The organism is Paenibacillus sp. LS-5 (genome assembly GCF_056121505.1).
Genome location: NZ_JBWAVA010000032.1, coordinates 1 through 19,256, shown reverse-complemented (window position 1 = coordinate 19,256; position 19,256 = coordinate 1). Strand labels below are relative to the sequence as shown.

Genomic DNA, 19,256 nt, shown 5'->3' with positions numbered 1-19,256 from the left:
GTGTGGAGTTGGATAAGTGGCAGCGGCACCCCCCCCACTAAAGTATCTGGCATAAGTGACGTGAGCGCGGTAGTGGTAGGTACGAATTATACAGTGGCATCCAAGACAGACGGAAGTGTATGGGCATGGGGTAGTGTCAATGACTCCGGACAATTGGGCGATGGAACCACGGTCGCCCATAGTACACCAGCGTTGGTGAAGGAGGATACTGCACCGAAAGTGACCTTAGAATATCCTGAGGGAACTCAGGATGCACCTTCAAAAGTGAGTATTAGCAATCCTTCGATCAAATGGAGTCAAACCGATGCGGTAATGACGGTATTCACCGCATACCAGGTACAGGTATTGAATGCGGCGGGAGAAGTGGTGGCGGATTCGGATGTGAAGGTACAAAATTCGACTAGTACTACAGGTTCATGGATTCCCAATACTGAACTTCCAAAGATTGAGCCTCTAATTGTACAAGTGAAAGTGAAGGATCAGCAAGTTTGGTCCGAATGGTCTGCACCTAAATGGATTGAAGTATCTGGTATGACTACTAAATTAAAAAATAATACTTCGATAGGTAAACTTTCTGTTATAGCTGGCGAACAAGTAACCGTAAAAGTTAGTGTATACGGTAGTGTATCTGCCGATGAACATTTGGATGAAAATTTAAAAGTCAAGATTTCCGGCTACACAGTATCTTCAAATGGAAGCACAGGTAAGTTTGGCGGTCAGGACCTATCAGATGCAGGGTACACCATAGTAGATATCCAATTTTATAATGGAGTCGCTGAGATTTCATTAATTCTCAATGTATTGGGGAAACAAAAAATCTACTATGAGGTTGTCGGTGTAAAAGACAGTCTGAAGGAACTGGAAGTTGATGTGCTTCCTTCGGAGCCGCTCTCAGAGCGTAGTATATTTAGTTCGATAGAGCAACTGCTTAATCCCTATCGTCTTTATCCTGTTTCAATTGTCACTAACAGGCTTGCAGGTTCAATAATATCTAAGAGAAATGTAATGGAAACAGAAACAAAAAAAGCCGAGGAGAAGCATTTTTAAAAGATGGATATTCAGAATTCATTGATTTAAAAGTTGCAAAAAGCACGTATGGAAAATTTGTTAATGTAAATTTTCTAAGTACAAATAGCCCTTTTATTATTAAAGTTACATTATTGAAAGTGATTAACCGTTATCCTTTTATTAATGAGAGGAGTCCAGATATCAGTTAAAGTTTCATAATGTAATGAAGTATGAATGGTCTGTAAACTACATTTAAATAATTGATGTAGGTTACAAGTCATTCACATCAGTAGGGGCTGTCCCAAAAGCCATGAAATGGCTGCTTGGGATAGCCCCTGGTTTTTGAAGTAGGATCAACTTGAGTACTTGGGTGGACGTTCCGTGAACGGACCGTTGTTCCAATCGCTGTGCTCTTCAGATTTTTTTCATTCCCCTTAGCGGTGAAAATCCGGAGACCAAGGCGACCGCTTCCGCTTTTCCACAATCAGTCCGTCCTCTCCGCTGTTTAAGCGGGAAATGGACTACAATCCTTCTAAAATTATAAAAAGAAACCTTTCTTTGGTAAAATGGAAGTACGACCAACCATTTCAAAGGAGAGGTTTCTTTTGTACATTCAATATACCATGGACCAACTTTGTCTGCCAATGGATTTAGAAGAAGACATTCCAGAAAATCACCTCGTTCGTGTCGTTAACGCTGCCGTAAATCGGCTGGACGACTCCATCTTTGACGCTGCCTATCCTGGTGTCGGTCGTGACAGCTACCACCCTAAAATGCTCACCAAAGTCATTATCTACGCTTACACTCAGCGTTTCTATTCGTCTCGTCAAATCGCCAAAGCCGTGCGAGAGAATATTCCTTTCATGTGGCTGGCCGGACGGCAGCGACCCGACTTCCCCACTCTTAATCGCTTCCGTTCCCAGCGGATGAGGAATGTCCTCGAAACGGTATTTACCGCCGTACTTAAGTTTCTAGCTGACGAAAAATATGTGTCTCTGGAGCATTATTTTGTGGACGGCACTAAGATCGAGGCGAATGCCAATCGCTACACCTTTGTTTGGGGCAAAGCAGTCAGCAAATACAAAGCGAAATTACAGGAGATGGTTCAAGCTCTGTTTGCTGACATTGAAGTGGCAGAGCACCAAGAAGAACAGGAGTCCCAGGGAAAGGACCTCGCCGAGCTCGGTGAATCTTACTAGATGAACAGTGAGAAGCTGGAAACCCTGATCCAGGGGCTGGAGTCTAAGCTCCTGGACAAACCTAAAGACAAGCCGCTGAAAAAAGTCGTTCGGAAGCTTCGGAAGGATTTGCTACCCCGACTACTGAAGTACGAACAGTACCAAAAGCTGCTTGGCGACCGAAACAGTTTTAGCAAGACCGACCCGGATGCGACTTTCATGCGGATGAAGGAAGACCACATGCGAAATGGCCAACTCAAACCGGGATACAATGTACAAATCGGAACAGAAAACCAATTTATTTTAGCCTATAGTCTACACCCGAGACCTACGGATACCCGTTGTTTACAGCCGCATATGGAAAAGGCGAGGCAGTTCCTGGGGGGACTTCCCAGGAAGGTCATTGCGGATGCTGGCTATGGCAGTGAGGAAAACTACGCCTACCTAGAAAAGGAAGAGATTCAGGCGGTCGTAAATACGGCAGCTACCATAAAGAAAAGAGCAAAGCTTGGAAAGAGAATGTCGGAAAGATTGAGAACTGGACGTACGACGAAGCCGTGGATACATGGACATGCCCTGCCGGACAAACGCTGCATTTCCGTAAAGAAAGCAAGGAAACGTTAGAGAGTGGATATGAAATCCGAAAACGTCATTACCGTAGCCAGAGCTGCGAGGGCTGCCCACTGAAGGAAAGATGCACGAAAGCCGAGGGGAATCGAGAAGTAGTTGTCAGTTTGGAACGACTGCGGTACCAGAGTCAGGCTCGGGAAATTCTCCGGAGTGAAGAAGGTTACGCCTTGGCCGTACGCCGAATGACGGAACCGGAAAGTGTATTTGGACAATGGAAGAACAACCAGGGATTCCGGCGATTTCTGCTTCGCGGCATGGAAAAAGTGACGCTTGAAGTCGGGTGGCTTTCGCTTGCCCACAATCTATTGAAGCAAGCTGCAAATGACCAAAAACAAAGAGCAACAATTCTCCAGTGACGGGAGAATTGTTGCTCTTTTGACCTTTTTGCGGTTTTGAAAATGAGAAGGATTTGCCTCTACTCGTAGAAAAACTACTTTTGGGACAGCCCCTTTTAGTTAGGGGCTAGTCACCTCAATTAGGGTCATATCGTTGAAGAAGATCCATAAGGAACAAAAAATTCTGAGTTTACCCTGTTTCTGCTGAAACATAACGTCGGCCGGAATTGCCTTCCGGATGTTGCCAGAAGCAATGGCCGTCTTCTACCAATAATAGACATGGTCATTGGAACAGAGAAGAGCTCATTGAAAAGATCCACGGTTATTTTTGTCAGTAGTACGTAAGAGATACCCTTCTTACGGAAGTCAGGGCTTTTGTTTCAGAGTATATCGCCTAACTCCGAGCGAAACACTGGACATTATAGAAGATGACTCCTGTTGAATTCAGAAGTCTTCTCCTGCGGGTTAGGTCTGTTGCTGTTTCTTTTAAACCCTCCTCAAATTGGGTTACAGTTTAAGCAATCAGGAAGAGCGGTTATTTTTCGAATACCTCTATTCCTCAACCGTCTTCACCGAACTCGGCGTATTCTTATTCTTATACACCCACATCGCATACTCCAGCGGGCGGACCAGCGCTTTGCGGTAAGTCCCGCTGTCGCCGGAGCGGGCGAAGACCTCGCGGGCAGGCTTGGGATTTACCTCCAGTACGTAGATGCGGCCCTCGCGGTCAATGGCGAGATCCAGCGCCAGCTCGCAGAGGGCACCGAAGCTCTCCTCCAGATAAGCGGCAGCGTCGAGGCCCAGCTTCTCTGCGGTCTTCACCGCTTTATCAGCTTTGTCTTCACTCCCGAGCCATTGCTTCAGCAGAATCTCGGCACGGATGGCGTGACCGCCGCCATGCAAGTTCGAGGTGACGCTGCGGGCGGCACCCACCCGGCCGGCCATGCCGGTCAGCTCCCAGACACCGTGGCCGTTCTTTTGCACAAGCATGCGGTAGTCATGGTAACGTCCGCTTGGCAGGCGCAGCGGGATGCCCTGCTGCACCAGAAAGCGTCCGCCGAGGCACCACTGGCGCACAATAGAATCCAGGCGGGTAAGCGAAACCTTCCGTGGCGCGATAATCTGCCGGCTCTGGCGGCGTCCCTGGATATCGTAGAGAGATTTGTCTTGGCCCTGACGTTCGATCCGCAGGATCCCGCGTCCGCCGGTGCCGTTGACCGGTTTGACATAGACGACCGGACTAGATTTCAGCATCCGGTGGAGGTCAGCAGAGGACTGGTACAGCAGCGTTTCCGGCATATGCTTCCGGAAGCGGCTCCGCTGCGAAAAGGTCTGATGCACCGTCCATTTATTGCGCAGCGGGCGATTCAGAAAGGTCAGGTGGCTGTACCGCGCGCGGAAGCGCAGCAGCTGCTGGAAGCGCTGGCTGCGCTGAATCCGGCAGCGGTCATAGATCATATTCGGAAAGGAGCGCCATTTGCGCAACCATTTTCCGCTCTTCACATCATAGACAAGCGCGTGAATCTGTTCTTTGCTGACGTGAACGTCGGCGGGGGTGAACACAAAGACATCCAGGCCAATCCGGCTGCCTTCAATAATCATCCTCCGGTAGACACTTTTCTCTTCCAGCTGTTTGGCTTCGTTCAGATAGAGCGTAAGGATGCCTAAGACGGGTTCTGGCACAGGAGTTCACCTTCTTGTGGAAGTATTGTGGACGGGCTGCCCGGATGAAGCGGCGAACGCAGCAGCAGTGTGGGTTTGCCAGTAGGGCCATCGGCTAATGCGACAGCCACTAGCCCTGAATTGAAGCACATCTTCAGGCTTGCCGTATTGTCGCACGCTACGGCGCATTCCAGACTGCCAAGGCGTTCAAGCTGAGCGGACAGTAGCGCTGTTCCGGTATGGCGGTTCCGGTACAAGGGATGGACGGCGACAAGGCAGGCTTCTTTGCCGAAGCCGGACACGAAGCTGACACCGGCAAGCTGGCGTCCGTTCTGGCCGCGCACGGTGGCCACAAGCAAAGATACACCGGGCTGCGACAGCTGCTCCGGTGTGAGGCGGGCCAGCACTCTGCAACCGCGAAGCGTAATCCGCCGCTCACCGTGCTCTCTCAAGAATTCCAGAAGTCCCGCGAGCCTGATGTGCCACCGCTCCGGGTCGCTGTCGTAGATGGAAGATATCTGCATGGCGAGTCACTTCCTTATCGTGGGATTCTTGGCTGTTTGCTATGACGGGACAGATGCTGGCCATAGTGAAAGATCCTTTCCAGTGACAGCTTCCGGATGGCAGGCTCATCGAATTTCATCGGACGGGAGTTGGCCTCGAAGAACCACAATCCGCCTTCCTGATCCACACCCAGATCCATGGACATCTCGCCAAGCATGGTTTCCGATGCACGTTCGATTTGCCGGGCGATCAGCAGCGCGGTTGTAGGGACACTCTTCAAAATGGCTGCCGCCCGCTCTGCACCGAAGGTCCCTTCCAGCATGCTGGCAGGTTCTTCAATGCTGCCCCCGCGTGGCACATGGGTCGTTATGCTCCGGGCTCCTGCCAGCCGTGCACCGATTCCGGTTATCGCCCATGCTCCTTTTCCGTTCTTTTGAAGCAGCACACGCAGATCAAAAGGGCGGCCGCGGTGTGCAGCAAGCGCTATCGCTTGCTGCACAATATAGCGGGAGTCTCCTTTTTCCTTGACGATCCGTGCCCAGAGACGCTCAAGCGAAGCCGCTTTATAGGTCACGTTTTTTTTGCCGCTCTGAATTTGCAGGCGGTAAGGCAGGCTGGTGTCCAGGCGGCACTTGAGACGCATGATCCCTTTGCCGGCTTTCCCGTCCTCGGGTTTGAGATAGAGGCTCTCATGAATCCTCAGCATAGCAACCAGCGTATTTGCACTGCGCAGGCGTCTTGTTTTGGGTACATGCTTTGAGGTGGCCCGTGATTCCTTGAGCCATTCAAACAGACTCCATTTATTGAAGAAATTAGGATTGTAAAAGTGGATGTCAGGATGCTCCAGACATTCTGCTATTTTGCGGGCGACAGGCGCTTTCTCCTCCTCCTCCCGGGTGGGGATGCGGCTATAGATCACCTGCGGCAGCGGCATGGGAGTGCCGTACCAGATTTTGCCGCTGGCGGAGGGCACGAAGCCGTTCACCACCTGCTCATCCAGTTTCAGATCGCGGACAGTGACGACATACACCAAATATCCCATTTCTTTGCCGGTGCGGATAATATCGCGGAAGTTTTCGCGGTTCCCGCGGAACTGCCGCAGCCTGTCGCTGGTTGTCAGAATGGCGATTACAGGTTTACCGGGATCGGGAATTCGGCTGTTCACAACTCATCCCTCCTGCGGAATTTGCTGAGGTATAGACAGTGCTCCAGAATATGCTCGATGGAAGCTTTGCCCTCAGCACGCAGGGAAGGATGGCGGAAGATCGAGCGTCCCGGTTTGGCATTTGCCTCGAACATCCAGATATCCTCATCCTGGTCGATGCCAAGGTCAAAACCGATTTCACCAATCAGATGCCGGTGCTGGATCTCCAGAGATTCGGCAAGCTTGACAGCCGTTGTTTTGGCCCGCTGCAGTACTTCGTCTGCTCTGGCCCCGAAGACACGGCCCAGAGCCTGCTGCGGAGTGAGCAGGGCGCCGCCGTTCTTGAGATGGGTAGTGACACTGCCCCGGCCGGCTTTTTTGGCGCCGATCCCGACGACAACCCATTGATTGCTGCCATTCTTGTGCATGTGAAAACGGAAGTCTATCGGGCAGCTGTCAATTTCAATCAGCCGGATGCCCTGCTGTACTACATAGTTCTGCAGGTGTTGGCCGTGCCGGCCCCGCAGCATCCGCATCAGGCTTTCGAAGCTGGCGAAGCGAAGAAGCACGTTCTTGCCGCTTTTCCGATAGCGGGCGAAGTAGCCCTTCTTGGGCAGGTAGGTCAGCCGGTAAATGCCGTGCCCCAGGCTGCCTGCCGAAGGTTTGTAGTATACGAAATGATGGCGGTCAAGCATATCCTTCATCTGTTCCGGACTTGGGTTGCTGTGTGTCTCGGGTACGAAGCGGCTCGCCGCACTGTCATTCTCCAGCAGCCGGTAAATATCTGATTTATTGAAAAAACTCCAGTTGAAATAGGGAATCTTTTTACGTCCAAAACGTTCGCGGAGCTGGTTAATGTAGGGAGAAGTCTCAGCTCTGCGGCTGGGGAGCCGGTTGTAGACAACATCCGGAAGCGGGACCAGCTTGCGCTCGAATTTACCGCTGGCATTCAGGAAATAGCCATTGACCTGCTCCTGCTGCCAATCGATGTCCCGCGGCATGAACGCGAAGATATAGCATTTGTTACTTCCTTCCCGCAGCAGCTGCTTGATGAAGCCGGTACGGGAACCGAAGGGCTGCGCCGAAGAAGATGCCGGACCGTCGGACAACACGCCGACAAGCGGTCCAAGCTGAACTTCATCATTCTGCAGATTTCGCAGATAGACACCGCCGGAATTCGGGATTTTGATTGCACTCTTCACACCTGAGGCGAGAAAAAGATGTTTACCCGCACGTTTGATCGGTTTAATCATCGCCGGGATCGCATCCTTGCCCAGCCGCAGGCGGATGTTTTTCTTACCGGTCAGTTTCAGACTTCTCATCAGTTCACCCGAGACGTAGACTACTCTTTGGGGCTGCTTGGTAAAATGAACATTGCAAAAAGTGAGACCCATTTATGAATCCTCCTTAGGAACCATTGATTTCATTCTCCCGTTAATAATGGAGCGGTCCAGCAGCGAACACGCGGGTGTCCGCCGATGAAGTACGAAGCAGATGCCTGGTATAGCGCAGCGGGTTCTCGGCGGCGAGCCTAGCAGCCCGGCGGTCACCCGTCAGCCGGAACACCGTGCGCCCTGGTTTGGAATTGGCTTCTAGCAGATAGATTCTGCCGGCAGGATCCAGGCCGAAGTCGAGACCCAGTTCTCCGAGTCTGCCGCAGGTCTCCTCCAGTAAGGGAGGCAGAAGAGCTGCTGCTCCGGCCAGCTCCTGAAGCAGCTCTTCTCCGGACTTTCCGTATTCTGCAAGCAGGAACGGCAGCGGAACGACTGCGGTCCCTCCGCCGTGCAGGTTCGAAGTCAGTGAATCGCGGCTGCCCAGCCGAACAGCCATGCCAGTCAGCATCCAGACGCCGTGCCCGTTCTTTTGCATAAGCACGCGCACATCGAACGGCTGGCCTGCTCTGCTCGTAAGCTGCAGGTAAGGCTGAATAATATAGCGGCGCGAGCCGATGAATTCCTGGACCCAGTCCAGACCCTCATCAAGTGAGCCGAACACATGTTGAAAAGGAAGGTTTGCCCCATTCCTTCCGCGCAGGCTAATTCCTCCGCCTTGGCTGTGGGGTAGTCTTACAGCATGAAGCGTACGTTTACCATGAGAACCGGCCCGGGGCTTCAGAAACACACCCTGTTCTCTTTCCGCAAGCATGGTTCCAAGATCCCCGGTGTTCTTGTAGAGCCGGGTTTCGGGCAGAAACCCGGCAACCCTGCGGCTGCGCCGGAGAATTTCATAGACTCCCCACTTATCCGGAAGTCCGCGGGACCAGGGGATAGAGCCGGAGAGGGCAGACAAGGCAGAGGTAACTACTCTTTTTTCCTGCGGACTAGTGATCAGACAACGGTTGTATAGGATATCCGGTGCAGAGGTGCAGGCAGTCTTCCATTCTCCATCTTCCCAGGTATATCCGCTGATGGTTTGACCGTCACTGCTTACACCATACGGGTGGAACACGATGATCTGGAGATCGTACAAGGGGGCTGCCCGGCATAACTGGGTGCAGAACTCCGGTTCTGCGATAGGGGGATTCCCATGGCTTCGTCCAGTCATAATACCCAGGAACCCCAGTGCTGTCTCCATCATGATGTCCTCCTTATAATCCGGCCAGATAGCGGCAGTATAGAATCATCTGCTTCACAGACGGCCGGATCTTCTGATCGTTCAGCGGGGTGTTGTCGTTCTTGGACGGTTTGGAATTGACCTCCAAAAGCCATATTCGTCCAGACTGGTCGAGGGCGAGGTCAATGCCCAGTTCACCGAAATGTGCAGGAATATAGGTTTCTACACCTCTTGCGATAGCCAGTGCCGCCCTGGGCAGCTGAGCCTGTGAGCTTTCCTTCACACCAGAGGGCAGGTTGCTCTTCGAAATAGCTTCCCGTACTGTGCTAAGTGTTCCGCCGCGTGCCAGATTGGAGACAAAATGATTGCTCCCGGCTGTACGGGCGACAATGGAGGTGACGCCCCATTTGCCTGTGCCATTCTTTTGCACAAGAGCCCGGAAATCTACAGGCCGCCGCCCGAGCTCCAATAGAGGCAAACCTTGCTGAATCTGATAACGCGTCGTTTTCATCTTGGGGGTGACGGACTGGAACAGCTTGGTCAGGCTGGGATAACTTTGTTTGCGTGTACCCAGCGGTGTGGTGGACAACAGCTGGTAGCCGCCGCCCTCTTCCTTGGAAATTCTCAGAATGCCTTTGCCGAGACTGCCGCGGACCGGTTTGAGGAACACACTGCTGTAGGTGCTGCACATTTTCTTTAACACCGCAAAACCTTTCAGGGCATGGGATTCCGGCAAATACCTCTGCAGCGCGGCATCTTGCGCCAACGCTTCAAATACTTCAGTCTTGTCAAGAAATTTTTCATTGAAAAAATGTGTGCCATAGCGGGATTTTACATCAGCCAGAAAATGCTGTACGCTAGGTTTGTTCTCTACCTTTCGCGTCGTAAGCCGATTGTTGATCACATCGGCAACTGGAAGACTCAGCTTCCGCCAGCCCTCATCGTATACCCAGCCCTCAATGGAAGGGCTGCGCGGTTCCAGCGCTTCCGGGGTAAAGAAATATACATAGGCGCCTTGTGCATGGCAGGCATGGGTCAGCTCCCGGCAGAACATGGTAATCGGGCCGAACAGCCGGTCAGGGTGATCGGGGTGGTCGCGGCTCACCAGCACTCCGATGATCGGCCCGAGGCGCAAGGTGCGGCTACCCGGGCTGTAGGAGACATTGAGCGTAAGCCGCTGTCTGAGTCCGAGCCGGCGGGCCATTGCTTCGCTGATACGCAGGCTGTCGGATTTGGGAACCGGAATAACCGTGACCTCCTGCCGGAATGAGCCGAAGGTGAGCTGGATGGAACCATGAACCGGTATTTTGAGCTTTTTCATGGATTTGTCGCCAAGCATTATAGCGTTTTCCTGCAGGATGCCCGAGTGGACCGTGTGGACCGGGATCTTGAACTTAGACATCGTGGATCTCCTTCCGGTAGGCAGCATGATGCCGGCTATTGAATCTTAAGGGTTGCATATCATTCATCATATGGAGACATCTGACCCTTGGTGATTGACCTATTCTGTATGCTCATAAAACTTTAGGAGGAAACAACAATGAACGTAATCGACAAGGCGCATGAATTGGCGCGTGCCATCAAAGACAGCAGCGAGGTAGCCGATATCACAAGTGCAATGAAGGTGATTGAAGCAGATCAGGAGAGCAAGCATATGCTCGATAATTTCCGTCAGAGCCAGATTGAGCTCCAGCAGCGGATGATGAGCGGAGAGATGCCTCCCCAGGAGGAAATGGAGAAGATGGAGAAGCTGTTCGAGGTGCTGAACCTGAATCTGGGCATCCGGAGATTGTTCGATGCGGAACGGCGTCTCAGCGTGGTTATAGAGGATGTGAACAAAATCATTACAGACAGCTTATCCCAAATGTACGGCGGGGCAGAGTAGCCTTAAGCCTGCACAATACAAGCTGCATAGTGTACAAACAGGGGTCGTTCCAACAGCCAATACGGCTGGAGGAACGACCCCTGTTTGGTTGAGACAACCTACAATCATATGATTCGGCGCTGGCTTCATTCTTATGAGCAGCCGTTTCACGCATAGCGACTTTCCGGATACAATCTTCCGCAGGATCAGACTAATCCTGTTTGCCTTCTATCGCGCAGAGCAGAATCCCGGCAGCCAGAGCGAGACGGCGGTCAAGCAGACCTTTGCGGTCCTCGGAGAAGTCCGCGATGATTTTGGTGACAAAAGGATTGAAGTTCTGCCGGAAGGCTGGAATGGTGACGTCTCTGAGCTCGATGTTGTATTTCTGTGGAATCAGTGTAATGAAACGCCGCAGCAGCGCCATAAATGTGCTGTCTTCCTTGATCAAACCGATCTCGGTATCTTTGTTGTCCAGCAGAACCCATTCATCCTTCACAATCGACTTGAGACCTTTGCGGCGCAGTGCACCGAGATGTTCGCCAGTCTCTGAATCATGCACATCATAGGTGGCGCTGAAATCGATCACTTTACGCGCCTTGATGCGGAGTAATTCCTGTGCCATACTCTCATCGGTGTAGAGAGCAATGTCCTCTTTCAGCTTAAATGCCTTCATTTGCGAATATAGCACTAGCTCCTCTGAATTGTTGTAAATATGCAGGTTGGCTCCCATGATGGAAAATACTTTTTTGCGGATAATGTACTCAGAATAGTTAAATGCGTTGTTCAATGGAAATCCCTCCCTGGAATGCATTCATCATCTCATAACCTGTAGGACCCTGCCATATGCAAAACCACATTCTCGCAGCTTTTTTTATAACTTGTCTCATAATTCAGCCGGCGGGTTCATAGAGTAGAGATATAGATTTAATTGAACAACCTTGAGAGAAGGAGCGGTCTTCAATGAAAAAAAGAAACAAATTCAAGCATGTCATCTACATGCTGGCGGCACTGGCGATGCTGCTCTACGCGCTTCCGCAGCTGTCTTTTCATAACGGCCCCGGCTGGGTGCTTGGCTTCGGTGTGGTCTGGTGCATTTTTGCCTTCCTGGTGATTGCGTCACATCTGCATTTCATTATCGGCGTGGATGAAGAGAAGCACAAACGGCTGGAGGCCGTCCGCAAGCATAAGCTGGAGCAGTGGCAGGGCAAGTGGACAGATGAACCGGTCAGAGTGTCGCAAAGATCCTGATCATCGGCTACATACACTTATTCATCCTCTGAGTCCGCTATAACAGCGGGATCGGGGGATTTTTGGTCTGGAATCTCTGAGAATGAATGAGAGAATCCATGTCATCAAAATGCCCGGCTGAAGCGGTTGTGCTCCTGTATTCTAAGCGTGTATAATGAGTACAGAATAGTACAGATCGGAGCATGGGGGTGTAACAGTTGGAGGGTCAAATTGATAACATAACCAAACATGAACAACTGCTGCAGCACATCGAAAGCCTGAAGGTTGGAACCAAAATCTCTGTCCGCAAGCTGGCAAGGGAAATGGGTGTCAGTGAGGGGACGGCATACCGTGCGGTGAAAGAAGCCGAGAATCTAGGCATCGTCATTACCAAGGAGCGGATCGGTACAGTCCGTGTAGAGAAGAAACCCCGTAATATCTCCGATCAGCTGACCTTCGGTGATGTGGTAGATATCGTAGAAGGTCATGTGCTGGGCGGAGCAGATGGATTGAACAAACATCTGCATAAATATGTTATTGGCGCTATGAAGGTGGATGCAATGATCCGCTATATTGATGCGGACAGCCTCCTGATCGTCGGGAACCGTGAGGATGTGCATTCGCTTGCGCTGGAGCAGGGGGCGGCGGTGCTTGTGACCGGCGGCTTCGGGACAAGCCGTGAAGTTAAGGCGCAGGCGGATGAATTGGATCTGCCGGTAATCTCATCGCGCCATGATACATTTACTGTGGCGTCCATGATTAACCGGGCGATTTTTGACCGGTTGATCAAGAAGAAAATTATGCTGGTTGAAGATATCGTGGACAACAAGCCGCGCCTGAACACACTGAAAATATCCAGCACGGTCAGCGAGCTCCGTCAGCTATCCTTAGACAGCGGGGAGCAGCGATTCCCGGTAACGGATGAATGGAACCGGGTCATTGGAATCGTGGGCCGCCGCGATGTAGAAGAGCTTGCAGAGGGACAGAGTATTGAGAAAGCCATGGTCCGCAGCCCGATTACAGCCGGGCTTCAGACCTCACTGGCATCCGCAGCCCAGATTATGATGTGGGAGGGCATTGACTTCCTGCCAATCGTTGACCGCAATCGCAAGCTGGTAGGCTCGCTGACCCGCAGAGAGGTGCTGCAGAGCCTGCGGGACGTCAGCAATCAGCCCCAGCTAGGGGAAACATTTGATCATCTGATCTGGAACGGTTTTGCCGAGGAGCGGGATGAGGAGGGAAAGCTGTTCTTCCACGGCTTTATTACCCCGCAGATGGCAACAGACCTGGGTACAATCTCCGAAGGTGTATTGTCAACACTGATGACGCTATCCGCCTTCAAGGCGGCCAAGGATATTACCGGCAATGATTATGTACTGGATAACATGTCCACCTATTTCATCCGTCCGGTTCAGATTGAACACTCTATTATGGTGATGCCGAAGCTGCTGGAGATCAGCCGCCGGACCTGCAAAATCGAAATCGAAATTAGCCATATGGATACACTGGTTGCCAAGGCGGTACTGCTGCTGCAATCGATTGACCACGGCTGACGAGGAGGGTCTGCGAGAACTTCAACCCTTCCGGTACAGGTCAAAAAGACTATCACGCGCGCTTACGAAGGCCGGAGATAGTCTTTTTGCGGTACATCCAATTACAAATATACGATACAGCCATTGTCCTCTAGCCTCGGCAGCCAGCCCGGAAGGGTCAATTCATGATTCCAGCGCAGGTCCAAACGTTCCAGTCCCTTGATTTCCAGCAAGGACTCGGGGATTTCCAGGAGATGATTGCTCCTCAAATCTAGCTCTAATAGATTCGTCAGCCGTCCGATTTGCTCAGGGAGCACGGAAATCCGGTTATTTCGCAGATTCAGCCTCCGCAGTCTGGTACATTCGCTTAATGATTCCGGCACATGAAGCAGCTGATTATTTTCAGCATCCATAACCCGTAGAAGCGGCAGTCCGCCGAATATCTCCGGGAGCACGGAGAGACAGTTGTTCTTCAGATGCAGTTCCCTAAGGCTGATAAGTTTCCCGCATGCTTCGGGTAAGGCAGTTAGTTGATTATTCATAATCCGCAGTTCGACCATTTTGGTAAGACCGCCAAGCTCAGCGGGCAATTCCGCAAGTGAATTATCGCTGAGATTCAAATACTTCAACTTTTCCAGCTGTCCGATTTCAGGAGGGATGGAATGGAGACGATTGTTATGGAGATAGAGGTAATCCTCCAGCTGTGCCAGCTTTCCAATTTCCGCTGGAACCGATTCGATCTGGTTATGGCCAAAATCAATCATTTTGACCTTGTAGAGTGTTTGGATCTCAGGTGGAATGCTCTGCAGCTTATTGACTGAAAGATTCAAGATTTCCAGATTGTGCATCAGTAAAATCTCATTGGGAATGCTGCTGAACCTATTGTCATAGAGATTCAGATCAGTTACTTCACTTAAGCAATGTCCTAAGTCCGGTAATGCGGCCAGACCGCTGTGGGATCCATCGAATTTCACAGTGTTACCTCCTGCATATCTTCTTCATTATTCAAGCTTTGTAGAATCCATAGCTGCGCAGTCCAGAGAAGATGTTGAAAGCCCCGATCAGCAGAAACAATGCCTCGATAATTACATTGACCGTGGAGCCGCGGAACACAAACATGCAGATCAGGGAGAGCGATACGAGCATGGCACCCAGCAGAATGTTCATAATGGAGCGTTTGACGCCTTTTTCCAGCGGGTCTTGCGCTCTGCGGGAATAGAAACTGTAGACGGCGGCACCAATCATACAGACCATCATTAGAATGAACAGCACATATTTGATGAACAGAATCATGGACAGGCAGCTCCTTTGTGGCCAAGGTGGTAAAAGCCGTGTTTTGCCAACTATTGTACCATGATTGTCCTCAGCTGCGTCTAAAAGGGCTGATTTCAACCCAGATTTGCAGCACGCCCTCCATGACGAGCATAGTACGGATTCGGACAGCATATTCCTTCTCTCGTACGATGTAGATTTTACCGTCCAAAAGGAGCCGGGCCAGCTTGCCGTCGGTATCGATATCGAACATGCTGCGCCCGCGCATCGGCTCCAGGTCTGTACTCAATTTGCTGATAATTTCCTTCGCGGTGACGGGATCGATAGCGGCAGCGCCTTCCTGCACCGTGCTGTCTTCCGTACGTAGCTTTATTTCCCGGATTACGGTGGAGGTGTTGTTGTATTTCTTGAGCGTCTTGATATCCTTGCGGTACTGCTCTACCTGATCGCGCAAATCTTTATTATTCAGCCAGAGCACATTATAGCCCATATGAAAAATGGCGTTATACATGACACTTCCCACAACCATTCCCAGTACAAAGATGGCGGAAATCTGCGAAAAGCGGCGGTAGCGCTGGAAGGGAGGAACCCTCATGGTCCGCTCACCCCTTGCCGCACACCCATTTGACCAGCTCGCTGCCCATATGAGCGCCTAGAAAGGCGAAGACTAAATAAAGAATTTGCTTGATAGCAGGGGAGAGATTGCCGCCCAGCATGTTGCTCTCAATCACCCGCATCGGGTCGATGGTTCCGCCGACAGCAGCGGCAAGTGCCCAAATCTTAATCCGGTCGGCCACGTCCAGCATGGTCTGTGTCGGGGGCTGGAGTGAGACTACGGCACCCATACCGCCCAGCATGGCCCCTCCCAGGACGATTCCGAAAGCAATAAAAAAATCGAGGACAGCTTTACTCAAAAAAATGTTCATACAAGGCCCCTTTCTGAACCAGGCAGCACTTCCCTCAGCCTGTCCTTGTGCTCTTTCTTCATTCTATGGGCGGCTCCCCCTTGAATATGATAAAATAGTTTCATCTTATGTTTTGATTCTGGAACCTGAAGGGAAGTGGGGATATGAGCCCTTTCGTGCATTTGCATGTGCACAGCGAGTACAGTCTACTGGACGGGGCGGCACGCATTACAGATCTGGTGCGCCGGGCCGGCGAATACGGCATGAAATCGCTGGCGCTTACGGATCATGGAGTGATGTATGGGGCCATCCCCTTTTATAAAGCGTGCAAAGAAAACGGAATCCAGCCGATCATCGGCTGTGAAGCCTATTTGACCGCAGGTTCGCGCCGTGAGCGGGGCAGTCGCAAGGATCAGCCGATTTACCATCTGATCCTGCTCGCGAAGAATGAGACCGGGTACAAAAATCTAATGCGGCTCGTGTCCATCGGCCATCTGGAGGGCCAGCACTATAAGCCGCGTATTGATATGGAATCCCTTGCCGCCCATGCCGAGGGTATCATCTGCTTAAGTGCCTGTCTCGGCGGCGAGGTGCCGCAGCATCTGCTGCATGGACGTGAAGAAGAGGCACGTAAAGCGGCGCTTCGGTACAAGGAGATTTTTGGCGGGGATTTCTATCTGGAACTGCAGGATCATGGGATTCCCGAGCAAAAGCGGGTCAATCCTAAGCTGATTGCACTCGCCGCCGAATGCGGTATCGAGCTGGTAGCTACGAATGATGTCCATTATCTGGCCAAAGAGGACGCCGAGGTCCAGGATGTGCTGATCTGCATCGGCACTGGGAAGACAGTGGATGACGAGGAGCGTCTGAAGATTGGAACCGACCAGCTGTTCCTCAAGAGCGGTGAGCAAATGGCTGCTCTGTTCCCGCATGTGCCGCAGGCGCTGGCGAACACACTGATTATCGCTGAAAAGTGCAATCTGGAGCTGACCTTCGGCGAGCATATCCTGCCTGCCTATTCTCCGCTGCCGGAAGGCCTGGATGCTGCCGGCTATCTCCGTGAGCTCTGCTGGAGCGGGCTGGAAGCCCGCTATGCGGATACACCGCGCTGGTCTTCACCCGAGGAGAAGGATGCGGCCGGGAAGCGGCTGAATTATGAGCTGGGCGTTATTGAGAAGATGGGGTTCAGCGATTATTTTCTGATCGTCTGGGACTTCATCGCCTTCTGTCACCGGGGCGGGATTGTTACAGGTCCGGGCAGAGGTTCTTCCGCAGGCAGCCTGACCGCCTACTGTCTGCGGATTACCGATGTGGACCCGCTGAAGTACAACCTGCTCTTCGAGCGGTTTCTGAATCCCGAGCGGATTACAATGCCGGATATTGATATTGACTTCAGCGACGAGCGCCGTGATGAGGTTATCGCTTATGTAGTGAATAAATACGGCAAAGAGCATGTCGCACAGATTATCACCTTTGGTACGATGGCTGCCAGAGCAGCGGTACGGGACGTGGGAAGAGCACTTAATCTGCCCTATAACGATGTGGACAAAGCAGCAAAGCTGATTCCGGGACAGCTCGGAATCAGCATCTCCCGGGCACTGGAGGGGGCTCCCGAGCTGAAGGCCCTCTATGACAGCAATCCGAAGATCAAAGGCTTGCTTGACATGGCAATGAAGGTAGAGGGCATGCCCCGGCATGCGTCAACCCATGCGGCAGGAGTCGTGATCTCCAAAGGTCCGCTGACCGATGCAGTACCTCTGCAGGCCGGTAATGAGAGCACAGCGCTCACGCAGTATTCCATGGAGCATCTGGAGAGTGTGGGTCTGCTGAAAATGGATTTTCTGGGTCTGCGCACACTTTCCATTATTGAGCGCAGCATGAATTGGATTACAGAAATGACTGGCAGTGTTCCTGATTTTGGCATCATTTCTGATGATGACCCCCTAACCTATGAGATGCTCAGCGCAGGCGAAACCACCGGTGTGTTCCAGATGGAATCTGCAGGTGTACGGCGTGTGCTTAAGGATATGAAGCCTACTGGCTTCGAGGACATCGTATCGGTGGTAGCATTGTACCGTCCGGGTCCGATGGAGTTCATCCCTAAATATATCGCCGGCAAGCATGGCCAGATCGAAGTGGAGTATCCGCATGCCGATCTGAAGCAGATCCTCGATGATACGTACGGCATCATCGTCTATCAGGAGCAGATCATGCAGATCGCCTCGCTGATGGCGGGATTCTCGCTTGGTGAAGCGGATCTGCTGCGCCGGGCGGTCTCCAAGAAGAAGCGGGAGACGCTCGACAAGGAGCGCGGCCACTTCGTGCAAGGCAGCCTTCGGCAAGGCTACTCCGAGGAGGATGCCAATGCCGTCTACGACATGATTGTACGGTTTGCCAACTACGGCTTCCCGCGCGCCCATGCGGCGGCGTATGGCGTGCTGGCTTTCCAGACGGCCTATCTCAAGGCCCACTATCCCGTCCAGTTCATGGCTGCCATGCTGACGGCGGTGATGGGAACCCACCGCAAGGTAGCGGAGTATGTGCTGGAATGCCGCCGCAGCGGGATCGGAGTGCTGCCTCCGGATGTTAACGAGAGTAAAGTCCTGTTCACTCCCGTTCCGGGCGAAGGTGCAGGGCATATCCGCTTCGGACTGGCAGCCGTCAAGAATGTCGGTACGCTGGCCGTGGAGAATATTATGGAGGTCCGCAAGGAGCGGCCGTTCGACAGCCTGCTCGACTTCTGCCGCCGGGTGGATCTTCGTGTCTGTAATAAGCGGGTGGTGGAGTCTCTGCTGCAGGCTGGAGCGTTCGACCAGCTCCCAGGCCACCGTGCCCAGCTGCTTGCGATGCTGGACGAGACAGTGGATGCCGCGCTGAAGTGGCGCAAGGAACGCGACGAGCTTCAGATTCAGCTCTTCGACGATCTGATTGAGACACCGAACTGGGAGATCCGCTACCCGGATATTCCCAGCTTCACGGTTACCCAGCAGCTGGAGCTGGAGCGGGAGCTGCTCGGGCTCTACCTGTCCGGGCACCCATTGGACGATGCTGCGGAGCTGCTTGAGGAGCCGGGCATGCAGCGGCTCATGGACTTGGGCGAAGCGGCGGATGAGAGCCAGACCGTAACCGCTGGCATGGTTGTGTCCGTCAAGGAAATCACCACGAAGGCCGGTAAGGCGATGGCCTTTGTGGAATGGGAAGACCAGATCGAGCGCTGCGAGGTCGTACTCTTCCCTGAGGTCTGGAAACGCAGCCGCGCCCTGATCGTGAAGGGCGCCCTGCTGGCCCTGCGCGCCAAGGTGCAGCAGGAGGATGAGGGCTTCAAGCTGCTGGCCGAAGAGGTCGCGCCGCTTGGCGCGGACACGCTCCGCGGCCTGCTGCAGCGCCGCAGCGCAGCCGCCGCCCGGGCCGGAAGCCTCGGGCGGGCGGCCACAGCCGGAGC

General features: G+C 52.5%; 18 protein-coding genes and 1 pseudogene. 8 read left to right on the top strand and 11 right to left on the bottom strand.

Annotated elements, in window-relative coordinates; all coding sequences use genetic code 11:
* The 4 genes and pseudogenes from AC0MA3_RS26080 to AC0MA3_RS26065 form a co-directional block, all read left to right on the top strand.
* Positions 1-1,047: pseudogene (locus AC0MA3_RS26080) on the top strand (hypothetical protein); the annotation flags it as partial.
* A gap of 566 nt (positions 1,048-1,613) precedes the next feature.
* Positions 1,614-2,207, top strand: a complete 594-nt coding sequence (locus AC0MA3_RS26075) for a transposase (RefSeq protein ID WP_474658292.1) — start codon at positions 1,614-1,616, stop codon at positions 2,205-2,207.
* Positions 2,208-2,810 carry a transposase gene (locus AC0MA3_RS26070; protein ID WP_474658291.1) on the top strand — a complete coding sequence of 201 codons (603 nt, stop codon included), beginning with the start codon at positions 2,208-2,210 and terminating at the stop codon, positions 2,808-2,810. It begins immediately after the preceding gene.
* The gene (locus AC0MA3_RS26065; RefSeq protein WP_474658290.1) at positions 2,744-3,172 is read left to right on the top strand and encodes a transposase; all 429 of its coding nucleotides are present in this window, start codon (positions 2,744-2,746) and stop codon (positions 3,170-3,172) included. Before AC0MA3_RS26070 ends, AC0MA3_RS26065 begins: the two co-directional genes overlap by 67 nt.
* A 531-nt stretch (positions 3,173-3,703) precedes the next feature.
* Here AC0MA3_RS26065 and AC0MA3_RS26060 read toward each other — a convergent pair.
* From AC0MA3_RS26060 to AC0MA3_RS26035, 6 genes are read right to left on the bottom strand one after another with little or no spacing between them, the layout of a single operon-like run.
* Positions 3,704-4,834, bottom strand: a complete 1,131-nt coding sequence (locus tag AC0MA3_RS26060) for a YheC/YheD family endospore coat-associated protein (RefSeq protein ID WP_474658289.1) — start codon at positions 4,832-4,834, stop codon at positions 3,704-3,706.
* Positions 4,816-5,337 carry a GNAT family N-acetyltransferase gene (locus AC0MA3_RS26055; RefSeq protein ID WP_474658288.1) on the bottom strand — a complete coding sequence of 174 codons (522 nt, stop codon included), beginning with the start codon at positions 5,335-5,337 and terminating at the stop codon, positions 4,816-4,818. Before AC0MA3_RS26055 ends, AC0MA3_RS26060 begins: the two co-directional genes overlap by 19 nt.
* Before the next feature lie 14 nt (positions 5,338-5,351).
* Positions 5,352-6,482: a YheC/YheD family endospore coat-associated protein gene (locus AC0MA3_RS26050; protein WP_474658287.1), complete on the bottom strand. Its 1,131-nt coding sequence runs from the start codon at positions 6,480-6,482 to the stop codon at positions 5,352-5,354.
* A complete protein-coding gene (locus AC0MA3_RS26045; RefSeq protein ID WP_474658286.1) occupies positions 6,479-7,855 on the bottom strand; it encodes a YheC/YheD family endospore coat-associated protein in 1,377 nt (458 codons plus the stop codon). Before AC0MA3_RS26045 ends, AC0MA3_RS26050 begins: the two co-directional genes overlap by 4 nt.
* 40 nt (positions 7,856-7,895) lie before the next feature.
* Complete coding sequence (locus AC0MA3_RS26040; RefSeq protein WP_474658285.1) at positions 7,896-9,038, bottom strand: YheC/YheD family endospore coat-associated protein; 1,143 nt, start codon at positions 9,036-9,038, stop codon at positions 7,896-7,898.
* Positions 9,039-9,048: 10 nt separating this feature from the next.
* Positions 9,049-10,416, bottom strand: coding sequence for a YheC/YheD family endospore coat-associated protein (locus tag AC0MA3_RS26035; protein ID WP_474658284.1), 1,368 nt, complete (start codon positions 10,414-10,416; stop codon positions 9,049-9,051).
* Between the two features lie 138 nt (positions 10,417-10,554).
* Between AC0MA3_RS26035 and AC0MA3_RS26030 the strand changes: the two genes are divergently transcribed.
* Positions 10,555-10,899: a YlbF family regulator gene (locus tag AC0MA3_RS26030; protein ID WP_474658283.1), complete on the top strand. Its 345-nt coding sequence runs from the start codon at positions 10,555-10,557 to the stop codon at positions 10,897-10,899.
* Positions 10,900-11,089: 190 nt separating this feature from the next.
* On the opposite strand, the gene AC0MA3_RS26025 is transcribed toward AC0MA3_RS26030, so the two are convergent.
* Entirely contained in the window at positions 11,090-11,665 is a 576-nt protein-coding gene (locus AC0MA3_RS26025; protein ID WP_474658282.1) for an LURP-one-related family protein, read from the bottom strand.
* Positions 11,666-11,838: 173 nt separating this feature from the next.
* Here AC0MA3_RS26025 and AC0MA3_RS26020 point away from each other — a divergent pair, with 173 nt between their 5' ends.
* A complete protein-coding gene (locus AC0MA3_RS26020) occupies positions 11,839-12,126 on the top strand; it encodes a hypothetical protein (protein ID WP_474658281.1) in 288 nt (95 codons plus the stop codon).
* A 197-nt stretch (positions 12,127-12,323) separates the two neighbouring features.
* Entirely contained in the window at positions 12,324-13,658 is a 1,335-nt protein-coding gene (locus AC0MA3_RS26015; RefSeq protein ID WP_379164438.1) for a DRTGG domain-containing protein, read from the top strand.
* A gap of 101 nt (positions 13,659-13,759) precedes the next feature.
* On the opposite strand, the gene AC0MA3_RS26010 is transcribed toward AC0MA3_RS26015, so the two are convergent.
* From AC0MA3_RS26010 to AC0MA3_RS25995, 4 genes are all read right to left on the bottom strand, one after another.
* Positions 13,760-14,611, bottom strand: a complete 852-nt coding sequence (locus AC0MA3_RS26010; protein ID WP_474658280.1) for a leucine-rich repeat domain-containing protein — start codon at positions 14,609-14,611, stop codon at positions 13,760-13,762.
* A gap of 31 nt (positions 14,612-14,642) precedes the next feature.
* Positions 14,643-14,930: a YtpI family protein gene (locus tag AC0MA3_RS26005; RefSeq protein WP_379164432.1), complete on the bottom strand. Its 288-nt coding sequence runs from the start codon at positions 14,928-14,930 to the stop codon at positions 14,643-14,645.
* A 70-nt stretch (positions 14,931-15,000) separates the two neighbouring features.
* Positions 15,001-15,504, bottom strand: a complete 504-nt coding sequence (locus tag AC0MA3_RS26000; protein WP_379164429.1) for a sporulation membrane protein YtrI — start codon at positions 15,502-15,504, stop codon at positions 15,001-15,003.
* A gap of 7 nt (positions 15,505-15,511) precedes the next feature.
* Positions 15,512-15,835, bottom strand: a complete 324-nt coding sequence (locus AC0MA3_RS25995) for a YtrH family sporulation protein (protein WP_379164426.1) — start codon at positions 15,833-15,835, stop codon at positions 15,512-15,514.
* 143 nt (positions 15,836-15,978) lie between these two features.
* Here AC0MA3_RS25995 and AC0MA3_RS25990 point away from each other — a divergent pair.
* A partial coding sequence (locus tag AC0MA3_RS25990) for a DNA polymerase III subunit alpha (protein ID WP_474658279.1) occupies positions 15,979-19,256 on the top strand: 3,278 nt, incomplete at its 3' end.

Coding starts and splice junctions, on each gene's coding strand:
- AC0MA3_RS26005 (WP_379164432.1), bottom strand. CDS start 14,930: ATGATTCTGTTCATCAAATATGTGCTGTTCATTCTAATGATGGTCTGT.
- AC0MA3_RS26055 (WP_474658288.1), bottom strand. CDS start 5,337: ATGCAGATATCTTCCATCTACGACAGCGACCCGGAGCGGTGGCACATC.
- AC0MA3_RS26045 (WP_474658286.1), bottom strand. CDS start 7,855: ATGGGTCTCACTTTTTGCAATGTTCATTTTACCAAGCAGCCCCAAAGA.
- AC0MA3_RS26020 (WP_474658281.1), top strand. CDS start 11,839: ATGAAAAAAAGAAACAAATTCAAGCATGTCATCTACATGCTGGCGGCA.
- AC0MA3_RS25995 (WP_379164426.1), bottom strand. CDS start 15,835: ATGAACATTTTTTTGAGTAAAGCTGTCCTCGATTTTTTTATTGCTTTC.
- AC0MA3_RS26040 (WP_474658285.1), bottom strand. CDS start 9,038: ATGATGGAGACAGCACTGGGGTTCCTGGGTATTATGACTGGACGAAGC.
- AC0MA3_RS26030 (WP_474658283.1), top strand. CDS start 10,555: ATGAACGTAATCGACAAGGCGCATGAATTGGCGCGTGCCATCAAAGAC.
- AC0MA3_RS26035 (WP_474658284.1), bottom strand. CDS start 10,416: ATGTCTAAGTTCAAGATCCCGGTCCACACGGTCCACTCGGGCATCCTG.
- AC0MA3_RS26070 (WP_474658291.1), top strand. CDS start 2,208: ATGAACAGTGAGAAGCTGGAAACCCTGATCCAGGGGCTGGAGTCTAAG.
- AC0MA3_RS26000 (WP_379164429.1), bottom strand. CDS start 15,504: ATGAGGGTTCCTCCCTTCCAGCGCTACCGCCGCTTTTCGCAGATTTCC.